Annotated in this window: 18 protein-coding genes; 8 read left to right on the top strand and 10 right to left on the bottom strand. The window is 49.0% G+C overall.

All coding sequences use genetic code 11. The annotated features are described in order from the left end of the window. Positions 1-22: 22 nt before the first annotated feature. The 5 genes from DXC51_RS08565 to DXC51_RS08545 form a co-directional block, all read right to left on the bottom strand. Positions 23-613 (bottom strand): nitroreductase family protein, encoded by a 591-nt coding sequence (locus DXC51_RS08565; RefSeq protein ID WP_117531557.1) that lies wholly within the window; start codon positions 611-613, stop codon positions 23-25. Next, a complete protein-coding gene (locus DXC51_RS08560; protein WP_117544278.1) occupies positions 594-1487 on the bottom strand; it encodes a PRD domain-containing protein in 894 nt (297 codons plus the stop codon). Before DXC51_RS08560 ends, DXC51_RS08565 begins: the two co-directional genes overlap by 20 nt. A gap of 82 nt (positions 1488-1569) precedes the next feature. Continuing rightward, on the bottom strand, positions 1570-3753 hold the full coding sequence (locus tag DXC51_RS08555) for a PTS sugar transporter subunit IIABC (RefSeq protein WP_117544293.1): 2184 nt from the start codon (positions 3751-3753) through the stop codon (positions 1570-1572). A 463-nt stretch (positions 3754-4216) separates the two neighbouring features. Continuing rightward, positions 4217-5263 (bottom strand): DnaJ C-terminal domain-containing protein, encoded by a 1047-nt coding sequence (locus DXC51_RS08550; protein WP_117544277.1) that lies wholly within the window; start codon positions 5261-5263, stop codon positions 4217-4219. Positions 5264-5660: 397 nt separating this feature from the next. Further along, positions 5661-5861, bottom strand: a complete 201-nt coding sequence (locus DXC51_RS08545) for a DUF1858 domain-containing protein (protein ID WP_025489386.1) — start codon at positions 5859-5861, stop codon at positions 5661-5663. Between the two features lie 352 nt (positions 5862-6213). Between DXC51_RS08545 and DXC51_RS08540 the strand changes: the two genes are divergently transcribed. Further along, positions 6214-7245 (top strand): hypothetical protein, encoded by a 1032-nt coding sequence (locus DXC51_RS08540; RefSeq protein WP_117544276.1) that lies wholly within the window; start codon positions 6214-6216, stop codon positions 7243-7245. 118 nt (positions 7246-7363) lie between these two features. Here DXC51_RS08540 and DXC51_RS08535 read toward each other — a convergent pair whose 3' ends face one another. After that, positions 7364-7888 carry a TetR/AcrR family transcriptional regulator gene (locus DXC51_RS08535; protein WP_102289241.1) on the bottom strand — a complete coding sequence of 175 codons (525 nt, stop codon included), beginning with the start codon at positions 7886-7888 and terminating at the stop codon, positions 7364-7366. A gap of 212 nt (positions 7889-8100) precedes the next feature. Between DXC51_RS08535 and glgB the strand changes: the two genes are divergently transcribed. Continuing rightward, positions 8101-9885: a 1,4-alpha-glucan branching protein GlgB gene (gene glgB / locus DXC51_RS08530; protein ID WP_117531561.1), complete on the top strand. Its 1785-nt coding sequence runs from the start codon at positions 8101-8103 to the stop codon at positions 9883-9885. 31 nt (positions 9886-9916) lie between these two features. Here glgB and DXC51_RS08525 read toward each other — a convergent pair whose 3' ends face one another. Then, positions 9917-10834, bottom strand: coding sequence for a GntR family transcriptional regulator (locus DXC51_RS08525; RefSeq protein ID WP_117531563.1), 918 nt, complete (start codon positions 10832-10834; stop codon positions 9917-9919). Beyond that, positions 10834-11253 carry a hypothetical protein gene (locus DXC51_RS08520; protein WP_147331914.1) on the bottom strand — a complete coding sequence of 140 codons (420 nt, stop codon included), beginning with the start codon at positions 11251-11253 and terminating at the stop codon, positions 10834-10836. The genes DXC51_RS08525 and DXC51_RS08520 overlap by 1 nt, the downstream gene beginning before the upstream one ends. Before the next feature lie 322 nt (positions 11254-11575). Here DXC51_RS08520 and DXC51_RS08515 point away from each other — a divergent pair, with 322 nt between their 5' ends. Together DXC51_RS08515 and DXC51_RS08510 are read left to right on the top strand one after the other, a co-directional pair. Next, complete coding sequence (locus DXC51_RS08515; RefSeq protein WP_021637133.1) at positions 11576-12631, top strand: cobalamin B12-binding domain-containing protein; 1056 nt, start codon at positions 11576-11578, stop codon at positions 12629-12631. Continuing rightward, positions 12628-14367 carry a putative bifunctional diguanylate cyclase/phosphodiesterase gene (locus DXC51_RS08510; RefSeq protein WP_025489382.1) on the top strand — a complete coding sequence of 580 codons (1740 nt, stop codon included), beginning with the start codon at positions 12628-12630 and terminating at the stop codon, positions 14365-14367. The genes DXC51_RS08515 and DXC51_RS08510 overlap by 4 nt, the downstream gene beginning before the upstream one ends. Before the next feature lie 3 nt (positions 14368-14370). Here the strand turns inward: DXC51_RS08510 and DXC51_RS08505 are convergent, their stop codons facing one another. Further along, a complete protein-coding gene (locus DXC51_RS08505; protein WP_025489381.1) occupies positions 14371-14964 on the bottom strand; it encodes a hypothetical protein in 594 nt (197 codons plus the stop codon). 73 nt (positions 14965-15037) lie between these two features. After that, positions 15038-15820, bottom strand: a complete 783-nt coding sequence (locus DXC51_RS08500) for a GNAT family N-acetyltransferase (protein WP_025489380.1) — start codon at positions 15818-15820, stop codon at positions 15038-15040. A 230-nt stretch (positions 15821-16050) separates the two neighbouring features. Between DXC51_RS08500 and DXC51_RS08495 the strand changes: the two genes are divergently transcribed. The 4 genes from DXC51_RS08495 (at position 16051) to DXC51_RS08480 (ending at position 21333) form a co-directional block, all read left to right on the top strand. Next, complete coding sequence (locus tag DXC51_RS08495) at positions 16051-17229, top strand: NAD(P)/FAD-dependent oxidoreductase (protein WP_025489379.1); 1179 nt, start codon at positions 16051-16053, stop codon at positions 17227-17229. A gap of 220 nt (positions 17230-17449) precedes the next feature. Next, positions 17450-19255 (top strand): aryl-sulfate sulfotransferase, encoded by a 1806-nt coding sequence (locus tag DXC51_RS08490; RefSeq protein WP_025489377.1) that lies wholly within the window; start codon positions 17450-17452, stop codon positions 19253-19255. A 96-nt stretch (positions 19256-19351) separates the two neighbouring features. Further along, entirely contained in the window at positions 19352-20035 is a 684-nt protein-coding gene (locus tag DXC51_RS08485) for a Crp/Fnr family transcriptional regulator (protein WP_117531565.1), read from the top strand. A gap of 416 nt (positions 20036-20451) precedes the next feature. Next, the gene (locus tag DXC51_RS08480) at positions 20452-21333 is read left to right on the top strand and encodes a YitT family protein (protein WP_117531567.1); all 882 of its coding nucleotides are present in this window, start codon (positions 20452-20454) and stop codon (positions 21331-21333) included. The last annotated feature ends 24 nt before the right edge of the window (positions 21334-21357 follow it).

Here is a 21357-nt window from a genome sequence, read left to right as displayed (position 1 = left end):
TTATTTTTTATGCCCTGCCAGCTCAGTATCTCCATTCCGCCGCTTCTTCCAGGCTTTTTCTCGGCCTTACGGCCGGCGCTTCATCCGCATATCCCAGGGCCAGCGCCGCAATAAGTTCCCCGCCTGCATTCAGCCAGCCGTTCAGCTCCTGATATGCAAAACAGGTATCGCATATCCACAGGCTTCCCAGTCCCAGATCTGTCGCGGCCAGCGTCATATTTTCAATCGCCGCCCCGATGGACTGCGCATTGCATAATTCAAAAATCCTCTCATCCGGGGTTAAGCCCCGGTTTACCTCCAGGCCTAATGTATTGACGATAAAAATAATCACCGGAGCCTGCTTCATAACCTGAAGGGTGTATTCCGCCCCGCCGATATACGGCGCGCTTTCCGGCAGCAGAGGGCTGTTCTTTTCTCTTTCCAGCCCCTGCCTGAACACCTCCAGCATCTCTGCTTTTGACCTTCCCGTTACCACAATGAACTTCCAGGGCTGGCGGTTCTTTGAGGAAGGCGCCAGAAGCCCCGCCCGGAGAACCTCCTCCACCATATGGACCGGGATTTCTTCCTCTTTATATTTTCGGATACTCCTTCTTTTAATGACCGCATCCAGCATGATATTCCTCCGTTGTCTTTTTTGCTTTATTATTTGCGCTTCCCGTTGTTTCATCATCCTTCACCCGCTCAATATGCATCGCCAGGTATCCTGTTTCCACATCATCCAGTTTTCTGTTCAGGCTCCTGCCGATTTCTTCGCATATAACAGCCGCCGTTTCAAAGGCTTCAGGAAATTTTACCCGCATATAGTCATTCATATTCAGCTTGAGCCGTTCCCCGCTCAGAGCCCTTGCCACCATATAGCGCACATGGTTCATCAGCCGGTTGTAGGCCAGGGACATGACATCAATTTTCATCCCCGTCTGCTGCTCCACCAGAGTGACGCATTCCCGGACGGCGCGCGCAATCTGCATGGCCTGGGATACTTTTTCATCCTCAATGGCCGCATGGACATGGAGCGCTATATAACCGATTTCATGCTCGTCAATTTTCACCTTCATCCGCTCCCACAAAAGCGGCTGAACACTTTGGGCGACTTTATATTCCCGGTGGAACAGAAGCCTGATATCCTCTGTCAGGGGATTGCTGATCTGCTCCCGGTTTTTGATACGCCTGACCGCGTATTCCATATGGTCGGCCATAGGGAAAAGGATGGAACGGTCGATCCTGCCGAAAACTCTTTCCGCTTCATTGAGCACTTCGTTGGCAAGCTCCAGGCAGACCGGGGAAACCGACTTTATGACCTCTTTCGCATCCCCTCTGTCCGTAAGCTGCTGCAGGCAGTAAGCGGTGGTCTCAGGCCCCGCCTCCACCCGCTCGCCCGTTTTCTTTCCGAATCCCACTCCCTTTCCCATGAGCAGATATTCCCCGTTATCCTCCATCCCGATTACAATTGCCGCATTATGATTCAAAACTTTCCTGATTCTGTACATATTCCCCTCCTGTACCGCCCGGAAAAAGCGGCTGCTGCGGCAATTTCCAGCGTTCCGGCGGACTGCCGTCTTATCCCTGTCGTTATTCGTATATATCTACCGCGAAAAGTGCCTCCCCGGCTGTAATGTTTCCTGTTTTAAGCAGCCGGATTTTCTCATTCTCCTGAAGCTCCGTGCAAAGCACGGGTGAAACAATAGAAGGCGCATTGGCCTTCAGATATTCCAAATCCAGCTTCAGCATGGGATCTCCCTTTTTCACCTTCTGCCCGTTCTCAACAAGCGCCTCAAAGCCCTTTCCTCCAAGCTTTACCGTATCAATTCCGATATGAATCAGAAGGCTGATTTCGGAATCCGTTAAAAATCCAATCGCATGCCTGGTATCGAAAACAAAACATATTTCTCCGTCCTCCGGCGCCCGCACAATTGGGTCTTCAGGCGTTACGGCCGCGCCGTCGCCCATCATTTTCCCTGCGAAGGCCTCGTCCGGCGCCGTTGATAAATCTGCCGCCTTTCCGGTAACCGGGCTGGAGATTACAATGGTTTTTACTTTTTTTTCGCCGTCCTGTTCTTTCTCCTGCTTTTCCTCAGACACCACAGTATCCACAGCCGCTTCCTGCTCTCCGCCCGTATATTCCTCGTTGGGCGCAGTTTCCAGATAATCCTCCAGATTTGATTTGATTACCGTAACATGAGGACCGTAGATTACCTGCACGCCATTGCCTTTGTGCACTACTCCTGAGGCCCCTGTGGACTTTAACAGTGCGTCATTTACCAGCTCGGGACGTTTCACCGTGCAACGCAGCCTCGTTGCACAGCAGTCCACGTCGCTGATATTTTTCCTGCCGCCCAGGCCATTTGTAATAGCAGTGCTGACAGAATCAGTATCCGCCGCTGCCGTCTCTTTTTCCGCTCCGTCCTTTCTTGCATTGACATCCGCCCTGGTATACAGCTTTATTTCAGCAGTATCCTCTTCTCTTCCCGGCGTCTTGAAATCGAATTTTACAATCAGGAAACGGAAAATAAAATAGTAAAGGAAAAAGTAAATAATTCCTGCGGGAATCACTCTCAGCCAGCTTGTTTTTTCATTGCCCTGCAGGATTCCAAACAGGAAGAAATCCAGGAAGCCGCCGGAAAAAGTCAGGCCAACCGCGACATTAAGTATATGGGCAATCATGTAGCAGGAGCCTGCCAGCACCACCTGTACTGCAAACAGGGCAGGGGCGACAAACAGGAAGGAAAATTCCAGAGGCTCCGTAATCCCTGTCATCATACAGGCCAGGGACGCGGATAAAAGCAGACCTCCCGCCGCTTTTTTCTTTTCAGGCTTCGCACAGCGATACATCGCCAGGGCCGCTCCCGGCAGGCCAAAAATCATAAAAATAAACTCTCCTGAAAAATACCTTGTTGCATCCGCGCTGAAATGGGCCACATTGGCAGAATCAGCCAGCTGGGCAAAGAATATATTCTGTCCCCCCTGCACCATCTGTCCCGCAACCTCCATGGTTCCGCCCACAGCAGTCTGCCAGAACGGCATATAAAATACATGATGCAGACCGAAGGGAATCAACGCTCTTTTTATCAGGCCAAAGATCAGCGTTCCCACATAGCCGCTGCCTGTCACCAGGCCGCCCAGCGCATAAATCCCGTTCTGCACTACCGGCCATATATAGTATAATGCAATTCCCACAAACATGTAAACCAGTGTTGAGATAATAGGTACAAATCTTGTCCCGCCAAAAAAGGACAGCGCATTCGGCAGGCTGATTTTATAAAAACGATTATGCAGGACTGCCACTCCCAACCCTACTATGATACCGCCGAATACACCCATCTGCAGCGTCTGGATTCCGCAGACAGAGGCGATGGTCCCGCCAAGCACATGTCCGGCAGTTTCTCCGTTGGAAAGGATGTCGCCATGGAGCACCAGCATGGCACTGATTGCCGTGTTCATTACAAAATAGGCAATTACCGCGGAAAGGGCGGCTACCTCTTTTTCCTTCTTTGCCATACCGATTGATACGCCAATGGCAAAAATAAGGGGAAGGTTGTCAAATACCACGCTCCCGACCTTGTTCATAATTACCAGCAGGGCATGGAGAAATGTCCCGTCACCCAGTATTTTACCTAACCCATAGGTTGCAATTGTGGTTTCATTGGTAAAAGAACTGCCGATTCCCAAAAGCAGTCCCGCCACAGGCAAAATAGCAATGGGAAGCATAAAACTCCGTCCGACACGCTGCAAAACACCAAAAATCTTGTCTTTCATTTTTCTTTCTCTCCTTTCACGGCCGCAGACCGCATGAAAATCAGGGCAGAAGCATCCCCGGCTTCGTTGGCAGGACGCGAAGCGTCCCCTCCCTGTTCTGTTTTTGTCCGGATGCATGGTATTTATGCGCTGAATTGCAGTGGATTTGCCGCAGAAATAAAAAAAGGGCATCAATACACATAACCATCCTAAGTGTCATGTATAGTGAATGCCTCGTAAGAGTTACATACTATATTTTGACTATAAAATGCCTTTGGGCATTTGTCAAGTTTTTTATTTTACTTTTTCCTACTTTTCTGCCGTTTACTCTTCTGCCGGCCTGCGCATATACTGCGCAGGCCGCACAAATATACACTATGGGCAGGCAGGATGCCGCACAGCGATACCATCAGCCGGAAGCCTGCCACAGTCCGGATGTCCGGGCTGTTACCGTGGATTCGTCATAACGGAATCTGCTTCCCGCCTATGCCGCGCCCTTCTTTTTCCCTCCCCGCCGATCCTTATTGAGGAGCTCTTCAAATTCCTTCAGCTTCTGCTTCGCTTCCGGGCTGAGATCCTGCGGAACCTGAATCTGCACTGTGACATAATGATCCCCATATACACCGGGGTTTTTCATGGAAACGATTCCTTTTCCCTTCAGCCGGATTTTAGTTCCCGGCTGGATTCCTTCCCTGATTCTGCACATAATTTTACCGGAAAGCGTCTGTACGGGAGCCTCTCCGCCAAATACGGCCGTGGTAAACGGAATGGTAATGGTGGAATACACATCCATTCCTTTCCGCTCAAAGCCCTGTTTTTCACCCACCTTGACCTTAAGCAGCAAATCTCCCGCCTCGCCGCCGTATCCCGGCATTCCTTTCCCGCGGATTCTTACCTTTTTGCCGTTTTCAATCCCTGCAGGGATATGGACCTGCAGGGACTGCGCCGGTCCGCCCATGCCATCCGCATTCTGCAGACTGATAAGCTTATCGCAGCCGAAGGCCGCTTCGTCAAAGCTGACCTCTACCTCCGCCTGGAGATCCCGGCCCCTGCCGCGGAAGCTATCCTGCGAAAAACCTCCTCCGTAAAAACTGTCCTCAAATCCGCCATAGCCATGGCTTCCGTTATGAAAGCCTCCTGAAAAGCGGCTGCTGCGGGAACCGCCTTTTTTACCGCCTTTACTGTGGAACAAATCCCCGAAAATATCTCCGAAGATATCGTCCATATTTCCCTGTTCAAAATGATATTCCCGATATCCGCCGTTCTGCTGTCCCGTAAATGCATCCGGGCCGGGCGCTGAACCGTCAAATGCGGCATGCCCGAACTGATCATACAGTTTTTTCTTCTCCGGATCACTTAATACGGAATAAGCCTCGGTTATCTCTTTAAACCGCTGCTCGGCATGGGTATTGCCGGCATTTTCATCCGGATGGTACTTCTTCGCAAGCTTACGGTAAGCCTTTTTAATCGCGTTTTCATCCGCTCCCTTTTCTATTCCGAGAATTTCATAATAATCTCTTTTTGCTGCCATTCTATTCACCTTCATTCTTTTCTCAGGCGCGGCTGTCCGCCGCTTTTGGTTCCGGCCTGTCAGGCATTACAGCCGGTGCATTACATAAACTATGTATGCCGCCTGCTTCATCCCCGGCCTGCAAAATACCTCACACAACGGTGAGGTCCGGACAGTTGCTTTCATAAATTTATATTATACTCTGCATTATTTGTTCTATATGTACTATAACATACGCCCGTATTATTTTCAATACAAAAAATACTTTATTTATAAAACTTTATAAAATTTGCGAGAGACTTTTCAGCCGAATAAAGCTTCCTGACGGTAATAAAAAAGCAGCAATACCGATGCTCCGGGGGATATACCGTCCGGCATCCGCATTGCTGCTCCTTTATTTTATATTACTATTACTGTATTATCTGGTGGCCAGGATTTCATTCATCTGGCTTACAAGCCCGTCACAGTCAATTCCATGTACCATGCATGCTTCCTCCAGGCTTTCCCCCTGGGCAGACGGGCATCCCAGACAGTGCATTCCCGCGCGCATCAGCATCTGGGGAATTAATTCGTCCATATTGACCAACTGACCGATTAACATATCTTTACTTATCTGCATTCTTTTTTCCTCCTTGGTATTATAAGCCGGATAAACCGGCTGTTCCTCTGCGGATATATTTATCTCTTTACTTCCGCTCCTGCTATCCGCTGCCGGAATTATTATATCACAGTTTCTCGCATTAAGCGAAATATTTTCCGGGAAAAAAGTGGAAAAAACGAAAGAAAAATAATATTTATTAATTGACTTTTTATCAGACATAAAGTATCATCAAAGTAGTCTTACTATATTTCTGTGCATTCGCACATTCTGGCAGTTTCTGCCGCAAAATCACATTTTATTTAACGGCAGGAACCGCAGGCGTCAATTTTTTCATATACGATCTGCACTCCTGCCGCCAAAAGGAGGTACAATGAAGAAAAAGACGCTGATCGCAGAAGAACTTGACGCAGCCGGTATCAAAGTGCAGTATGATGAACATGTAAAGAGAATCCTGAGCAACAGACAGGTTCTGGCCCGTATCCTGCAGGGTGCTGCCGCCGAATACGCAGACTTCGATGTTGAGGAAATTGCGGAATGGATTGAACCAGGAATTGAGGTCGCCAGGGTGCCCTTAAAGCCCGGAGGGAAGAAAGGAAATGAGCTTTTAATTACAGGGAACAATACGGAAAGCGTGGTTCCCGGTGAGGGTCGCATCACATTTGATATCCGATTTTGTGCCATGCTTCCCGGACACAAAAATATTACCATGGTTAAGCTTTTGCTCAATGTGGAAGCACAGAAGAAATTTTATCAGAAATACCGGATTGTGACCAGAGGGATTTTCTATGGCGCAAGAATGCTGTCGGAACAGCTGGACAGGGAATTCAAGGATTCCGATTATGATTCGCTGAAAAAAGTATACAGTATCTGGATATGTATGAACGCACCGAATCATATCGGAAATGCCATGTCTGAATACCGGATTTCCAAAAGGGATCTTATCGGAAGGATTCCCGAACGGAAGGCAAGCTATGACAAGCTGTCGGTAATTGTTATCTGCCTGAATGAAAAGGCGCCTGCCGGAAATTCCGGAAAGCTGCATGGCTTTCTGAATACCCTGCTGTCTCCGGATATGGATGCAGCACAAAAAGAAAGGATTCTGGCAGAAAATTATGGCCTGGCAATGGAACAGGAATTAGAAAAGGAGCTGAAGCAGATGTGTAATTTAAGTGAAGCCATTGAAGAAAAGGCACTGGAAAAAGGATTAAAAAAGGGAATCAAACAGGGATTTTCCAGGGGAAAAGCCCAGGGCATTGCAAAGGGCAAGACACAGGGGATTTCACAGGGGATTCGTCTGACAAAGCGTGTATTGCGCTTGGCCGGGGAAGGCCTGTCAGAGTCAGACATTGCCGCGGCCTGTGCAGTCACAATGCGTCAGGTGCATGAAATTCTGGCTGATTAATCTCAGGAATTCATACACGGCACAGAAAGCGGATAATTTTCAATCGTCATTTATATGTAAGAGGCAGGGCCAAAAATACGTTTTTTCCGCAGGCCCTGCCTCTTTTATTAAATAACGGTCAGATATCCATATTCCCCGAGAGCCTTCCAATCGTGCTTATTACCAGCTCATCCCCATATTCCCTGTTTTCAAAATAAGCATAATACCCACCGTAAATATTGTAGGTCAGCTTTACATTCTCCTTCGGGTCCTCCCGGTATTCGGGACATACGGAAAAAACAAGCTCCTTCAGTGTTTTTTCCAGCTTCTGCACAAGGATACCGCTGCGGCTGTCTGAAAAAAGAATACATATGAGAGCATTTTTTGCCGCATAGCCAAGGTACAGCTCCTTCGTAAATTCCTCCGGATTCTTCAGCAGGTTTTCCGGATGGTTGAGCGAGCCGATAATGGATTCCACCACCTCTGTTTCCAGCTTATCCGACAGATCATAAATGTCCTGATAGTGGGAGTAAAAGGTAGATTTGTTGATTTCCGCTTTTTCGCATACCTCCTTCACTGTTATCCTTTCCAGAGACTTCCTGGAGCGCAGTTCTATAAAAGCATTTTTTATACTTCTTTTCGTCTTTTCTATTCTGATATCCATTGTCCGTTTTCCCCCGACACTTTTCCCAAACCGTTGGATATCCAATCTTTCCTCAGGTTCGTTGGTAGTACTTCTTTATCAAAAAATATATAATCAATTATAGTTGGAAATCCAACTCGTGTCTATTATCTTTGTATTTTTTATTCTCATCCTGCAGGATTTATATGAAATTTTATTAAGACGCGCGCCTTCTGGCGCAGACAGGAGCAGCCATGGAATTTTATGATTTTTATACGGGACAGGACTTCGACAGCTATCGGTTTCTGGGAGCGCACCCCTCTGATTCAGGGGTAACCTTTTGTACCTTCGCTCCGGCAGCACAGCATGTCAGCATAATCGGGGACTTTAACGGCTGGACGGACACCGGAATGGGAAAGATTTATGACGGTAATTTCTGGGAATGCATGATCCCCAACGCAGCCCCGGGCATGCGTTATAAATACCGGATCTACAAAAAAGACGGTTCTTTTCTGGATCATGCCGATCCCTATGCATTTTATTCCGAAGTAAGGCCGGGTACGGCATCTGTCATATGTGGACTTTCCGACTATCATTTTCACGATGAAAAATGGAACCGAAGCAGGAGCGCCTCCTACAATAAGCCTATAAATATTTATGAACTGCATTTTGGTTCCTGGAAAAAGAAAACCGATGCCCCGGATGGCTGGTATTCCTATCAGGAGCTGGCCGCTCTGCTCATTCCTTATCTGAAAGAAAATGGTTATAACTATCTGGAAATCATGCCTCTTGCGGAGCATCCCTGTGATGAATCCTGGGGCTATCAGGAAACCGGATTTTTCAGCCCTACCTCCCGCTACGGGACACCGGACGGCCTGAAGGCTTTTATCAGCCAATGCCACCAAAACGGGATTGGTGTGATTCTGGATTTCGTACCGGTCCATTTTGCCGTAAATGACTATGCGCTCTGGAAATATGACGGCACCTCCCTTTATGAATATCCCAGCGCCGATGTGGGCGTAAATGAGTGGGGAAGCTGTAATTTCATGCACTCCCGCGGGGAGGTCTGCAGCTTTCTCCAGTCGGCCGCCTGTTACTGGCTCAGGGAATTTCATTTTGACGGTCTGCGTATGGATGCCGTATCCAACCTGATTTACTGGCAGGGCCGTCCGGAGCGCGGGGAAAACAAATCTGCAATCCGGTTTCTGCAAAACCTGAACCAGGGGCTAAAGAAAAGATTTCCTCATGCGCTGTTGATTGCCGAAGATTCCACTGCTTATCCCGGTGTTACCGCACCCGTATCGCAAAACGGCCTTGGTTTTGATTATAAATGGGATTTGGGATGGATGAATGACACGCTCTCCTACTTTCAGGCAGCTCCTTCCCAGAGGACACAGCTTTACCATAAGCTCACCTTTTCCATGCACTATTTTTATAATGAACATTATCTGCTCCCACTCTCCCACGATGAGGTGGTGCATGGAAAGGCTTCCATTGTACAGAAAATGAACGGTGGTTATGAGGATAAATTTCCGCAGGCCAGAGCTCTTTACCTTTATATGTACGCCCATCCCGGCATCAAATTAAGCTTCATGGGAAATGAACTGGGACAGTTGAGGGAATGGGATGAGAAAAGGGAACAGGACTGGGAACTGGAGGATTATCCGCTACATAAAGCCTTTCACCGCTTTCTCCGGGAACTGAACCACTGCTACCTCACCTGCCCCGCCTTATGGGAACTGGACAGCTCCAGGGAAGGGTTCCAATGGATCGACTGTCACCAGGAAGAAGCATGTATTTATGTATTTGAGAGAATCAGCGGCAGCCAGACGATTCTCGCCATTTTCAATTTTTCCGATATGACCCGCAGCTACACATTCACCTGTGACAGAATCCGTACCTTCCGGCTGCTGATTGCAAGCGACATGACACAGTTCGGCGGAACCTGTGACTACCCTGAAAAAGAACTGCTCTTCCGTAAAAAAACGGCGGAGTTTACCCTTTCGGCTTTTTCCGGCAGATGGTATTTATTAGACTGATTCTGCCTTTTGGTCGGAACAGCCACCGTTTTCACACAATGAACAGCGGCTCCCTGTCCTCCTGCTGCCGGATGAAATTTAGCAGTATTTCCAGCCCTTTGCGCAGCTGCTCCTCATTCTCTGCGGAGCAGGTAGCGATTCTGACCGCATTTGTCTTTCCCTGGTTGCCCACGGTAAAACGCTCCGCGCCAAAGACGCTTACTCCCCGGCAGGAAAGCTCCGCCTCACACAACCTTCCGGAAAGATTGTCCGGCAGCTCCAGCCACTGGTAATAGGACTCTTTTCGCAGGCTGCTTTCCGGAAAACAGGAAGCATAAATTTCATTGCGGGCAAAGGCGGCGTTTCTTTTTTTCTGGATTATTTTCCAGGCCAGGCCGCTTCGGATAATCTCGGCTGCAATTTCCATGTTCAGGGAGGAAATTTTCAGATTCTGGCTGAAAATCCCCTGTTCCATGGGATTCACATATTTATCCGGCAGATATAGATAAGCAATCCGCAGACCCGGACAGAGCGGTTTGGACAGGCCGCTTACATAGATGCAATGTTCCGGCGCATCCAGCCCGAACCGCTGAAGCCATCTGGCCGCAGTCAGAATCTGCCCTCTGTCACCCAGGGGGTGTGAATATTCAAAAAGCTGCTCTGAAAAAGGTTTTTTCAGGATATCTATTGTAAGATCCCTGATTGCTTCATTGGATTCATAAAACGGATGTATGACGGCCAGTTCGATTCCCGGCGCCATATTCTTTTCCACTGTGGAGGTGGGGACATTGGCATAGGGAGTTACAAAGGTCCCTTTTCCCGTCACGGCGTGGATAAGCCCCCGCATCTCGCAAAGCTTATAAGCCTTGGTGATTGTGCTCAGATTCAAATCCAGATAATCCGCAAGCTCTCTCTGCGGCGGAAGCTTTGTATTAGCGGACAGCTTACCACACTTAATATCACGCTCCATCAAATCTGCAAGATTTCTTTTCTCCCGCCCCGTTCTTCCAGCACTAATTCGTAACTGCCCATTTGGGCCGCAATCTTCTCTTTTGCTTCCTCCGCCGTCAACCCTGATACGGATATTCCGCGGATTATTGTATTCGGCAGATAAGTATGGATGAAGTTCAGGCTGAACAGCAGATAAAAAGCGGCGGCTAAAAACAATGGCTCCGTCAGAAGCGGTATGCAGGAACGCATTTCGGCTTTTTTCCTTCTGCGCCTCCGCCGGCCCGGCTGTATCCATGGCCTGCTGCCTGCGTATTTTCCGCCTCCCGTCCTTCTCTGGCCGCAGGCGCCTGCAGCTTTTACGCCTTTTTTCTTTTTTCCGGCCCTTTCTTTGCTGGTCTTCTTCCACCCATTTCCGTAATGGTTCTTTTTTACTGTCATACCCCGTCTGTTTCTCCGCATGATCTCCATAATATAAAAATCATTCCTTCCGGTTATTTTTATAAACCAGACAACCGGTTTCAATTTACGATTATTATAGCATCAACCCTGCCCTGCAAAAACCGGATAATTGTATGCCACACAATTATTTTTTTTAAATAATATGAGTAACCGGTTTTCCTGAGCCATTCTTCCCGGAGCTCGGCATCCTGCCAATAAAGTTATATAAAGAGACTTCTCGACTAACTCCATTCCACATGCTATACTTAAGATACACTTACGCAGGAAAAAGCTTCTTCCCGCGGCAGAAAGGCGGTGCCATATGAGTTTACTTCTCATGGAGCAGGATGCGGACTTCCTGAAACTAACCAACGAAATCTTTACGCGGCAGCTCGCTGCCAATCATACGCTTAACAATATGCTGACTGATCGTGCCAGGCAGAAAATGTATCAGGACGTGAAGTATAATATAGATTTTCTTTATACCGCCCTCTGCCTGGAGGACGACGGAATTTATGCCCGCTATGCCAGATGGCTTTACCAGCTGCTCACACCGCTGATGACCGGCTGCAGCCGTGAATCGCTGCGTGATATCATGACGGAACATTATGAGCTTATCAGAACCTGCATGTCAAAAACGCTGTCTTATGAGAAGCATGACCGGCTTCACCGGCTGCTTAACGGGGCAATAAAAGCGACGGCAGAGGAATGTGACGCCGGTCCTCCGGCTCCCTCCTCCGCTCCGGTTAAATATGAGAAAGAGGTCACACGTTATCTTGACTGTCTGCTGCAGTCGGATACCGAAGGCGCGCTGGCGCTGGTGACCGGCTGTGTCAAGGAGGGAATCCCCCTGGACGATGTGTGCTCGGATATCGTGGCCGAGGCCATGCGAAGGGTAGGCGAGCTGTGGCATCTTCATCTGATTTCCGTGGATATGGAGCATTACTGTACTTCCGTCACGCAGATGGCTCTCTCCCAGTTTTATCCTCTGATCTTCGGACAGCCGCGAAAGGGGAAAACCGTGCTGATAGCCTGTGTGGGCAGCGAGCTTCATGAAATAGGCGCCCGGATGATTGCCGATTTATTCGAATACAGCGGCTGGGACAGTATCTATCTGGGGGCAGCCGTACCGGTGGAAACCTTGCTTTCCGCCGCTGAGAAATACCAGCCGGATCTCATCGCGCTCTCCGTTACAATGCCGCAGCATCTCCCGCTTTGCCGGAATGCCGTGGAACAGCTGCGGGAAAAATTCCCAAAGCCCAAAATTGCCGTCGGCGGCAATGCTTTTACAGATACAAAAATATGGAAGAGCTGGAACGTTGATATATATACAGAAGACGCAAAAGCTCTCGTACAATGGGCGGATAATACATTATGATCGTTTACATCGCTTTATGCGGCAGCACCGGAACAATAAACAGAGTCATACACAGCACGCCTCTTGGCATTATCAATGAGGGCAGTGATATCAGAGAGCTTTTTACCGGGGAAAATGAACTGGATTCTATTCTCCGGCAGGACTCCGGGATCGGACAATCCTGCCGGGCCACAATGAAAATGGAAGGAAATCCAATCGTATTTGTTACGGTTATGGCTATGAACCAGCAAAGGCTTGTCCTGGCATATGACATTGATGATCCGTCACAGATATCCAGGCTGGTTGAAATGTCTCTCAACGCCGCGGCTCTGCCGGAGCTTTCCGGCCAGGAACCCTACGGCTCCGGATATTATGAAATTCAGAAGCTGAACAGCCGCCTGATTAATTACCAGCGGACTTTAGCAAAAAACAACGTACGGCTGCAGGGCCTGCTGGAGGAATCCCGGAAGGCCCAGAACACTATTGAAACACTGGAACGGGATTTGCTCACCGGGCTGTACACGGAAAAGGCATTCTATGACAAAGCTGCCGGCGTACTGGCTCAAAATCCGGAGACGGCTTTCGATATTATTGCGGTGGATATTGAGCATTTCAAAATTGTAAATGCGGTGTTCGGAACGGAAAGCGCTGACAGGCTGCTTTCCCATCTGGCGATCTGTCTCCTGACAATCCAGACCGATGCCCTGACACTTATTACAAGAGCCCGGGCAGACACTTTTTTTGCGATCCTGCCGCGCAATACCGACACCTATAAAAAACTGGATGAAAATATCCTTCTTTTTCTGGATGGTTATCCTCTTCCGATGCGCATCCAGATTAAAATCGGAATATACCATGTGGAAGAAAAGGCGCTGTCGGTCGCCCGCATGTGTGACCTGGCACTGCTGGCTGCAAACAGCATCAAAGGAAACTTCGGCCAACGCTTCGCTTCCTATGACAGATCCATGCGTGAAAAACTGATTTTTGAGCAAAAAATCGTAAATACAATGGTGGAATCCCTGCAAAGAGAGGAATTTCTTGTCTATCTTCAGCCTAAGGTAGCAGTGGATACCTCCCGCATCATCGGGGCGGAAGCCCTGATTCGCTGGAAACACCCCGAATTCGGAATGATTTCTCCTGCAGATTTTATTCCGGTTTTTGAAAAGAACAGTTTCATCTACAGTGTGGATTTATTTGTATGGGAAAAAGTGTGCCGCATGCTCCGGGATTGGAAAAGTAAAGGCATCACAGGCATTCCGGTTTCCGTAAATGTATCCAGGACGGATCTTTACCATGAAGCTCTCCCGGAAACGCTCACTTCCATGATAACGGCTTATGGTCTTTCACCGGAGGAACTGCACCTGGAAATTACGGAATCGGCCTACGTACAGAACAGCCGGCAGCTGCCTGATGCCATCAGGCGGCTGAAGGAAATGGAATTTATTATTGAAATGGATGATTTTGGAAGCGGCTATTCCTCCCTTAATACGCTTTCGGAGCTTCCCATAGATGTCATGAAGCTGGATCGCCTGTTTCTGTACCAGGCCGAAAATGATCCCCGCAGACAAAAGGTCATGCAGTTCGTCATTGATTTGGCAAAGGAGCTTCATTTGCAGGTGATTGCGGAGGGTGTGGAAACCGAAGATCAGGCCGGACTTTTAAGGAAACTGGGCTGCCGCTATGCCCAGGGCTTTCTGTACGGGCGCCCCATGCCAGAGGCGGAATTTCTTGCCTGTCTGGCTGCTGCCCCAAAATAAACATCATAGTTCAAGTGAGGCAATGCCATCGTTGTTCATAATGGAGGCAACAGAAACAGGTGTATTTCCATCATACAGCACATAGCACTGCATTAAGCCTTTTTCGCACAAGGGATAGTGATAAACAGGGTGCATATCCGGTTTGCCACCCGCAAGAATATCATTTGCGATTTTGGCCCATACTGCAAATTCCCCGGCTGATTGTACTTGTACGATTTTAGTGCTCCCTGTATGGTAAAGAGGTTTTTCTTCAGGCAGCATGGCCAGATAAACTTCATCCTCATCGGATAAAGCAGTCTGGCCATGTACTTTGGCATTTCCATAAACCAAACGGTACAATTCATCCTCCGCGAGCAAATCAAGCCAAACAGGCATATTGAGTGACTTTATCTCATCAATGAGTATTTTTTGTCTTTCGGCCGGAAGCTCCCCAATGCGGATGTCATAGATAAATGTTATCCCATATTCACCGGCTTTAGGCTTTACATAGGTATAAAAACCATTATCAACCACTTCCATATGCTCTGCGCGCCCAAACATACTTACATAAAAGTTTGCCCCGACATCAATATACTTTATAATTTCTTTTTCGGTCATTTTCCCTCACCCCATGTTTTTTACATTTTTTAAATCGCTATTTTTAATATTTGATATCACCAGCAATATAAAATTACATATTCTCAGCCCAGAAGTGAGCATCCGCTGCCCCTTTTTCTTCAAATCCCAGCTTTCTGGCCAACGCCGCGGATTCTGTGCGGAATGGCCAGCATGACCATACCGGGATCAGTCCTTTGCTAAGGCATTCATCAATAAATGCAGAGGCGCAGGCCATGGCAAAGCCTTTTCTGCGGTAACCCTCGCAGGTACAGATATCTGTTTCCGCCTGCCCTCCGCCGATAAATACTGAAATGCATTGGCTTATAATCTCTTCTCCTTTTACTATTCTGTATCCAATTCTGTCAGACAGGTGCCCACCCAGATTTCCTGCTGCTTCATATTCTCTTAGTTGGGCATCTTCCATTCTCAATACTTTATAACCATCAGGGAGAACTATCGTTCTTTGTATTTCGCGGTACCTCTTCTCATTGAAGTCAAATAATGTTCTCTTTATCCGAATAATACCTCTGTCTGCCATGATTTCATCCAAAATCTTTCCCGTCTGTTCATCCAGAGCAAAAAGAACCATTTCTTTTTCCATCATAGCTGGCATCAGTTCCTGAAAAATAAATTCTTTCACCTGCAAAAGGAAATTCCTGCTGTGGTCTTTTGACGCCAGATAGAAAAAACCTCCCTGGGGCAATATTAAGGCATTTTGCGGCTCCGATACCGAATCGACATAAAGATTTCCCGCGCCCTTTCCTTCAAGCACCGAATAAATCAAAGGGATTCCATGATTGGTTCCCTCAAATAATCCGGCAACTTTACCATAATCACACTTCTCAAGCTTTTCCATTTTCTTATCCCCTTCTCTGCCTTCGTTAGATATATTCATTGTAACACATCATTGTATACACGCAAATGAGGCGTCGGAAATAGATGGAATGAAAGCTGTCGTAAACCGGCGGAATTAATTTCCGGCGAAAACAAAATCTGTTGCCTATCCAACAGGTTATTTCTATCCCGGCTGTTAGAATATACATAAAGGATGATATCCAGCTTATATACAGAAAGGAAGGATATATCATGGAAAAAACATATGATTTAATTATTATCGGCGGCGGTCCTGCAGGATTGGCGGCTGCTATATATGCCGGGCGTTCCCAGCGGGATACGCTTGTGGTGGAAAAAGGCGGCTACGGCGGGCGCGTTAAGGATACCGGGGAAATCCGCAATTATCCGGGCACCATTTCAGACAGCGGCCAGGGGCTGATGGAAAAATTCCATCTGCATGCACAGAGCTATCCCACCGTGGAATTCTGCCGCTCCACAGTGACAGGCATCCGAAAGGAAAAGGGGCTTTTTACCGTGGATACCAAACGGCGTGGCAGCTTTACGGCCCGCAGCGTGATACTGGCGCTGGGAACCAAGCCGCGGGAGCTGGGAATTCCCGGAGAAAAAGAATTCGTCGGGCACGGCGTAGCCTACTGCGCAACCTGCGATGCGGAATTTTTCAAAGGAAAAAATATCTATGTCCTGGGCGCCGGAGACCAGGCGGTGGAGGAAGCCGATTACCTCACAGGCTTCGCCTCCAAAGTCACAATTATCGTACTGCATGAAAAAGGCCATCTGGATTGCAATGAGGTTTCAGCCCAGCGGGCTTACAAAAATCCGAAGATTGAATTCGTCTGGAGCACCACAGTGCAGGAAATCAAAGGCTCGGACCACGTGGAAGCGCTGGTCCTGAAAAATGTAGAAACCGGAGAAGTCTCCGAGGTTCCGGCCGACGGCCTGTTCTTTTTCGTAGGCATGGTGCCGCAGACGGATTTGGTAAAAGAGCTTGCAGAGTGCGACAAAGCCGGTTATCTGAAAGTCAATGAAAAAATGGAAACGTCTCTTCCCGGACTATATGCTGCCGGAGACTGCACCCAGACCTTTCTGCGCCAGGTGGTGACCTCGGCGGCAGACGGCGCGGTGGCTGCCACCGCATCAGAGCGGTATGTGAAGGAACGCGGCCAGCTGGATGAAATCCTCTCCCCCGGCTCACCCAAAACCGCATTTATCTTCTATAACCCTTACCGGAACGAGGATATCAGCTGCGTAGGTGAACTGGAAAAGAAGCTTGGCGGCGAATGGAAGTTTTACCGCCAGGATATTTCCAGACAGGATCTTTTATACCGGGAGCTTCAGGTAAAGGCCACTGTTTCCGTGGCATTTTACCAGGACGGAAAGCTGCTGGAGGTAAAGGCGGCTGAACAGTGCTAATAAAGACGGCCGGACAATGCCATGAAAACGTCCGGGCCTTTGGTCTACGCTCCGCTTCGGCCGGTGCCAAACATGTGCCACTGGCACATAGCGCCCCTCGCGGCAGTCGCCAAATATCCATGCAAGCATGGCTACTTGGCTCATTGCTAGCGGGAATAAACAACTATAACTTACAGATGCAGATAATTTCTGCAAAATCTATGGACAGGAGGAATTTATAATGGGTCAGCCACTTGTTTTTCCGCATGGGGTCACGGTTTATGATCCTGAAAAATGCTGGAACGGATATACTCTGGTTCCGCTGATTAATGACGGTGTCCTGCTGTTTGATATGAACGGCAACGAAATCCGCCGCTGGAATATGCAGGCCATGCCTGCGAAAATGCTGCCGGGCGGCTATGTGATGGGGCTTTCCGGCTACCGTCACCCGGATTACGGCATGCAGGACGGTGTAAATCTGCTGGAAATCGACTATGACGGCAACATTGTCTGGGAATTTGACCACCTGGAGGAAATTGATGATCCCGGCCGGGATCACCGCTGGATGGCAAGGCAGCATCACGATTACCAGCGGGAGGGCAACCCGGTGGGCTACTATGTACCCGGCATGGATGCCAATCCGCTGGGCGGGAAAACCCTGATTTTATGTCATCAGACCATCCGCAATCCGCTGATTTCCGACAAAAAACTTCTGGATGACATGATGATTGAAGTGGACTGGGAAGGGAATATCCTCTGGAAATGGTCCATCAGCGATCATTTTGAGGAACTGGGTTTTGACGAGGCAGCGAAAAATGTACTCTTCCGTGATCCGAATATGCGCTCCTCGGACGGCGGCGTAGGCGATTATCTGCATGTGAACTGCGCAAGCTATCTTGGGCCGAATAAATGGTACGATCAGGGCGACAGCCGTTTCCATCCGGACAACATTATTTTCGACTGCCGGGAAGCGAACATCCTGGCGATCCTGGACAAAGCCAGCGGAAAGCTGGTTTGGAAAATCGGGCCGGACTTCAACGCCTCACCGGAGCTCCGCAAGCTGGGCTGGATCATCGGCCAGCATCATTTTCACATGATCCCCAAAGGCCTGCCCGGGGAAGGCAACCTGCTGGTATTCGACAACGGCGGCTGGGCCGGCTACGGCATGCCCAATCCCGGCTCTGCCCTCGGCGCGAAAAATGCGCAGCGCGATTACAGCCGTGTCCTGGAATTTGATCCGATAACACTGGAAGTGGTGTGGAAGCTCACCCCCAAGGAGCTGAGCCATGCAATCCCCACGGACGCCAGTAAATTCTACAGCCCTTATGTGAGCAGCGTCCAGCGTCTTCCCAACGGGAATACCATGATTGACGAAGGCTCTGACGGCCGTGTCATAGAAGTGACGCCGGCGCATGAAATCGTCTGGGAATGGATTTCCCCTTATTACAGCCACAATGCAAAAGGGCCCAAAAGCAACATGATTTACAGGGCCTACCGTTATCCCTACAGCTACGTCCCTATGGAGCCGGAACCACAGGAGATCCCCATCCCCCGCATCGACAACAGCACCTACCGCGTTCCCGGGGCAGGCGCCTTCGGAGCGAAAAAAGTAGTTGATGTTCCCGGCACGCTGCCGTATTATGAAGATGTGGCTCTGTGTGTCGCTACTGACGACGAAGAGGATGTAACAAAACGGGAAAAGGTATTTTCCGTGGATAAGGACTTCTTCCTTCCTGTAACCCATGCAAACTGGGATACGGATGTGCTGAAGGTAAAGGGTATGCCGGTGCTGGTGCTGTTCGGCGCCGAACGCTGCACTCACTGCAAGGCGCTGCACCCTGTCCTTGAAGAGGCCCTGAAAGAAGAATATGCTGGTAAATATGCGGTGCGCTATGTGGATGTGGATGCCAATCCGGATCTGACGCAGGCCTGCCATATCGGCGGAATCCCGGTGGTTGCCGTCTACAGGGACGGCGCTGAGGCCGTACGTTTCAACGGGGAAAAGGATTACGACGATCTGTGCGATTTTTTGGATAAATACGTATAATTATACTGTTTTCATACATCCGCTGTTTCATAAAGCTATAAGAAGGAGCTGCTCATGCAGTTCTTTCTTATGGCCTTTTTTTAAGGTGGACATTATATGCATAACATCAGCTTTCTACAAAATGAGAACCTGCCCTCTTTTGCCCAGTTCTGCATCAGCGACAGCCGATATGAGGATTTGCGTACCCATTTTGCAAAAAAAACTTACCGGGCCGGGGAATGTGTACAGTCGGAGGGAGATACCATCACCCACTTCGGCATTGTGGTATCCGGAATACTGAAAGCGGTCAGCTACTCCAGGGACGGCGAGGAGCTGTGCAACGCCTATTTTGAGGAAGAGGATGTTTTCCCGGAATTCCTGTATCTTACAGGCAACCGGCATTATACTTACCTGCTGTACGTGGAGAAAAGGGCGGAGGTACTGTGGATTCCCATTTTTCTTCTGGAGGAAATGCTGTCTGCGGATGCCGGACTGGTAAGCGCGCTTTTATGCTATGTCTCCCAGCGGGGGCTGAAAAACCAGCTGTATTTAAACTGCCTGAATTACCAGACCGTCCGGGAGCGCATTGCTTACTGGATCATGGGCGTCCGGAAAATAGAAGCCAGACAGGAGCAGGAGGTTCATATGCCCCGCTCCCAGCGGATTTTCGCCAATATGCTCCATGTCAACCGTTCTTCCCTGAACCAGGAGCTAAAACAGATGGAACGGGAAGGCTATTTTCGTCTGGATAAGGAAAGATTGCTCCATGTGGAGGGGGAACGGCTGAAGGAGCTGCTCTGATCAGGCAGCTATGTCAGGCAATTCCTATTAAAAACGGTCCTCACCTGAAAATACTGCTGACAGGCTCCCCCTGGGCGGTTTTCCACTCAGCACTGTTTTCTATAATGTAAGCCATCATGCACCGGATACAATAATCCACACAGCCAGGTTTTATGACGAAGGTTTTATGGGGAAGTTAATAACAGGGGAAGTTAACCTTCCCTTGACACCTGCAGGAAATGGTGTTAGCATAACTTCGGATCAAAGTGCTGTACCATTGCTTTGGCCGGAAAAAAGGACAGATATAAATGTACAGGAAAACAAAAAGGGCTGCGGCCCACAAAAATCCACAAATAAACAGACATGACCGGCGGCAGGCTTCCTGCCGTTTTTTTATTGGAAATTTTACTGTGGTAGAGTGAAAAAGGAGTAATGAAATGCAGAAAAAATGGATGAATGCGGCGGAAAAGCTGGGTATGATTATCTTCGGCAACCTTCTGTACGCACTGGCGGTAACACTTTTTATCATGCCGAACCACCTGATTACAGGAGGCACTACCGGACTGGCGCTGTTCTTTTACCGGACGGCCGGGATTCCCGTCAGCGCCTTTGTATCGGTGTTCAATATCACTATGTTCCTGCTCGGCGCGTGGGTGCTTGGAAAACAGTTTGCACTGACTACGGTGCTCAGTACCGTAATCTATCCCCTCCTTTTAGGGCTGCTGGAGGGCGCCGGCATAACGGGCTTTGTGACTGAGGAACGGCTGGTGGCGGTCCTCTATGCCGGGCTTCTCATCGGCGCCGGAATCGGTGTGGTTATGCGGGCGGGAGCCTCCACGGGAGGGATGGATATTCCAGCGCTGATACTGAAAAAGAAGAAAAATATCAATGTTTCGGCTGTCATTTATCTGTGTGACTGCATTATCCTGGCGCTCCAGATGTCCGCCTCCGACGCAGGATCCATCCTGTACGGTATCCTTTTGATCGCTGTTTACACCCTGGTGCTTGACAAGGTTCTGATGCTGGGCGGGGCTAGAATGCAGGTCAAAATCGTCAGCCGTGAACACGACGCCATCAACCGGCTGCTGGCGGAAAAAATTGACTGCGGAACTTCGCTGCTTCACATGGAAACCGGTTTTCTGCATCAGGAACAGAATATGGTGCTGGCCGTGATCTCAAACCGTGATCTACCTAAAGTGAACCAGCTGGTTCTGGAGGTGGACCCGGAGGCTTTTATGATTGTCAGCCAAATCAATGAAGTGCGGGGAAGGGGCTTTACCCTGAGCAAGCTCTACCGCAAGGATGCTCAGAACAAATAAACAGGGAATTTCCGGCGCAATGAA

The sequence above is a fragment of the Eisenbergiella massiliensis genome (assembly GCF_003435485.1).
Note: the sequence above shows the minus strand (reverse complement) of the source record. Positions and strands in the feature narration are given on the sequence as shown.

Excerpts from the sequence above, each read along its gene's own strand:
- DXC51_RS08520 (WP_147331914.1), bottom strand. The coding sequence starts at position 11,253 with ATGACAGTAAAAAAGAACCATTACGGAAATGGGTGGAAGAAGACCAGC.
- DXC51_RS08565 (WP_117531557.1), bottom strand. The coding sequence starts at position 613 with ATGCTGGATGCGGTCATTAAAAGAAGGAGTATCCGAAAATATAAAGAG.
- DXC51_RS08510 (WP_025489382.1), top strand. The coding sequence starts at position 12,628 with ATGATCGTTTACATCGCTTTATGCGGCAGCACCGGAACAATAAACAGA.
- glgB (WP_117531561.1), top strand. The coding sequence starts at position 8,101 with ATGGAATTTTATGATTTTTATACGGGACAGGACTTCGACAGCTATCGG.
- DXC51_RS08535 (WP_102289241.1), bottom strand. The coding sequence starts at position 7,888 with ATGGATATCAGAATAGAAAAGACGAAAAGAAGTATAAAAAATGCTTTT.
- DXC51_RS08480 (WP_117531567.1), top strand. The coding sequence starts at position 20,452 with ATGCAGAAAAAATGGATGAATGCGGCGGAAAAGCTGGGTATGATTATC.
- DXC51_RS08525 (WP_117531563.1), bottom strand. The coding sequence starts at position 10,834 with ATGGAGCGTGATATTAAGTGTGGTAAGCTGTCCGCTAATACAAAGCTT.
- DXC51_RS08515 (WP_021637133.1), top strand. The coding sequence starts at position 11,576 with ATGAGTTTACTTCTCATGGAGCAGGATGCGGACTTCCTGAAACTAACC.
- DXC51_RS08550 (WP_117544277.1), bottom strand. The coding sequence starts at position 5,263 with ATGGCAGCAAAAAGAGATTATTATGAAATTCTCGGAATAGAAAAGGGA.
- DXC51_RS08485 (WP_117531565.1), top strand. The coding sequence starts at position 19,352 with ATGCATAACATCAGCTTTCTACAAAATGAGAACCTGCCCTCTTTTGCC.
- DXC51_RS08555 (WP_117544293.1), bottom strand. The coding sequence starts at position 3,753 with ATGAAAGACAAGATTTTTGGTGTTTTGCAGCGTGTCGGACGGAGTTTT.
- DXC51_RS08545 (WP_025489386.1), bottom strand. The coding sequence starts at position 5,861 with ATGCAGATAAGTAAAGATATGTTAATCGGTCAGTTGGTCAATATGGAC.
- DXC51_RS08560 (WP_117544278.1), bottom strand. The coding sequence starts at position 1,487 with ATGTACAGAATCAGGAAAGTTTTGAATCATAATGCGGCAATTGTAATC.
- DXC51_RS08490 (WP_025489377.1), top strand. The coding sequence starts at position 17,450 with ATGGGTCAGCCACTTGTTTTTCCGCATGGGGTCACGGTTTATGATCCT.
- DXC51_RS08505 (WP_025489381.1), bottom strand. The coding sequence starts at position 14,964 with ATGACCGAAAAAGAAATTATAAAGTATATTGATGTCGGGGCAAACTTT.
- DXC51_RS08495 (WP_025489379.1), top strand. The coding sequence starts at position 16,051 with ATGGAAAAAACATATGATTTAATTATTATCGGCGGCGGTCCTGCAGGA.
- DXC51_RS08540 (WP_117544276.1), top strand. The coding sequence starts at position 6,214 with ATGAAGAAAAAGACGCTGATCGCAGAAGAACTTGACGCAGCCGGTATC.
- DXC51_RS08500 (WP_025489380.1), bottom strand. The coding sequence starts at position 15,820 with ATGGAAAAGCTTGAGAAGTGTGATTATGGTAAAGTTGCCGGATTATTT.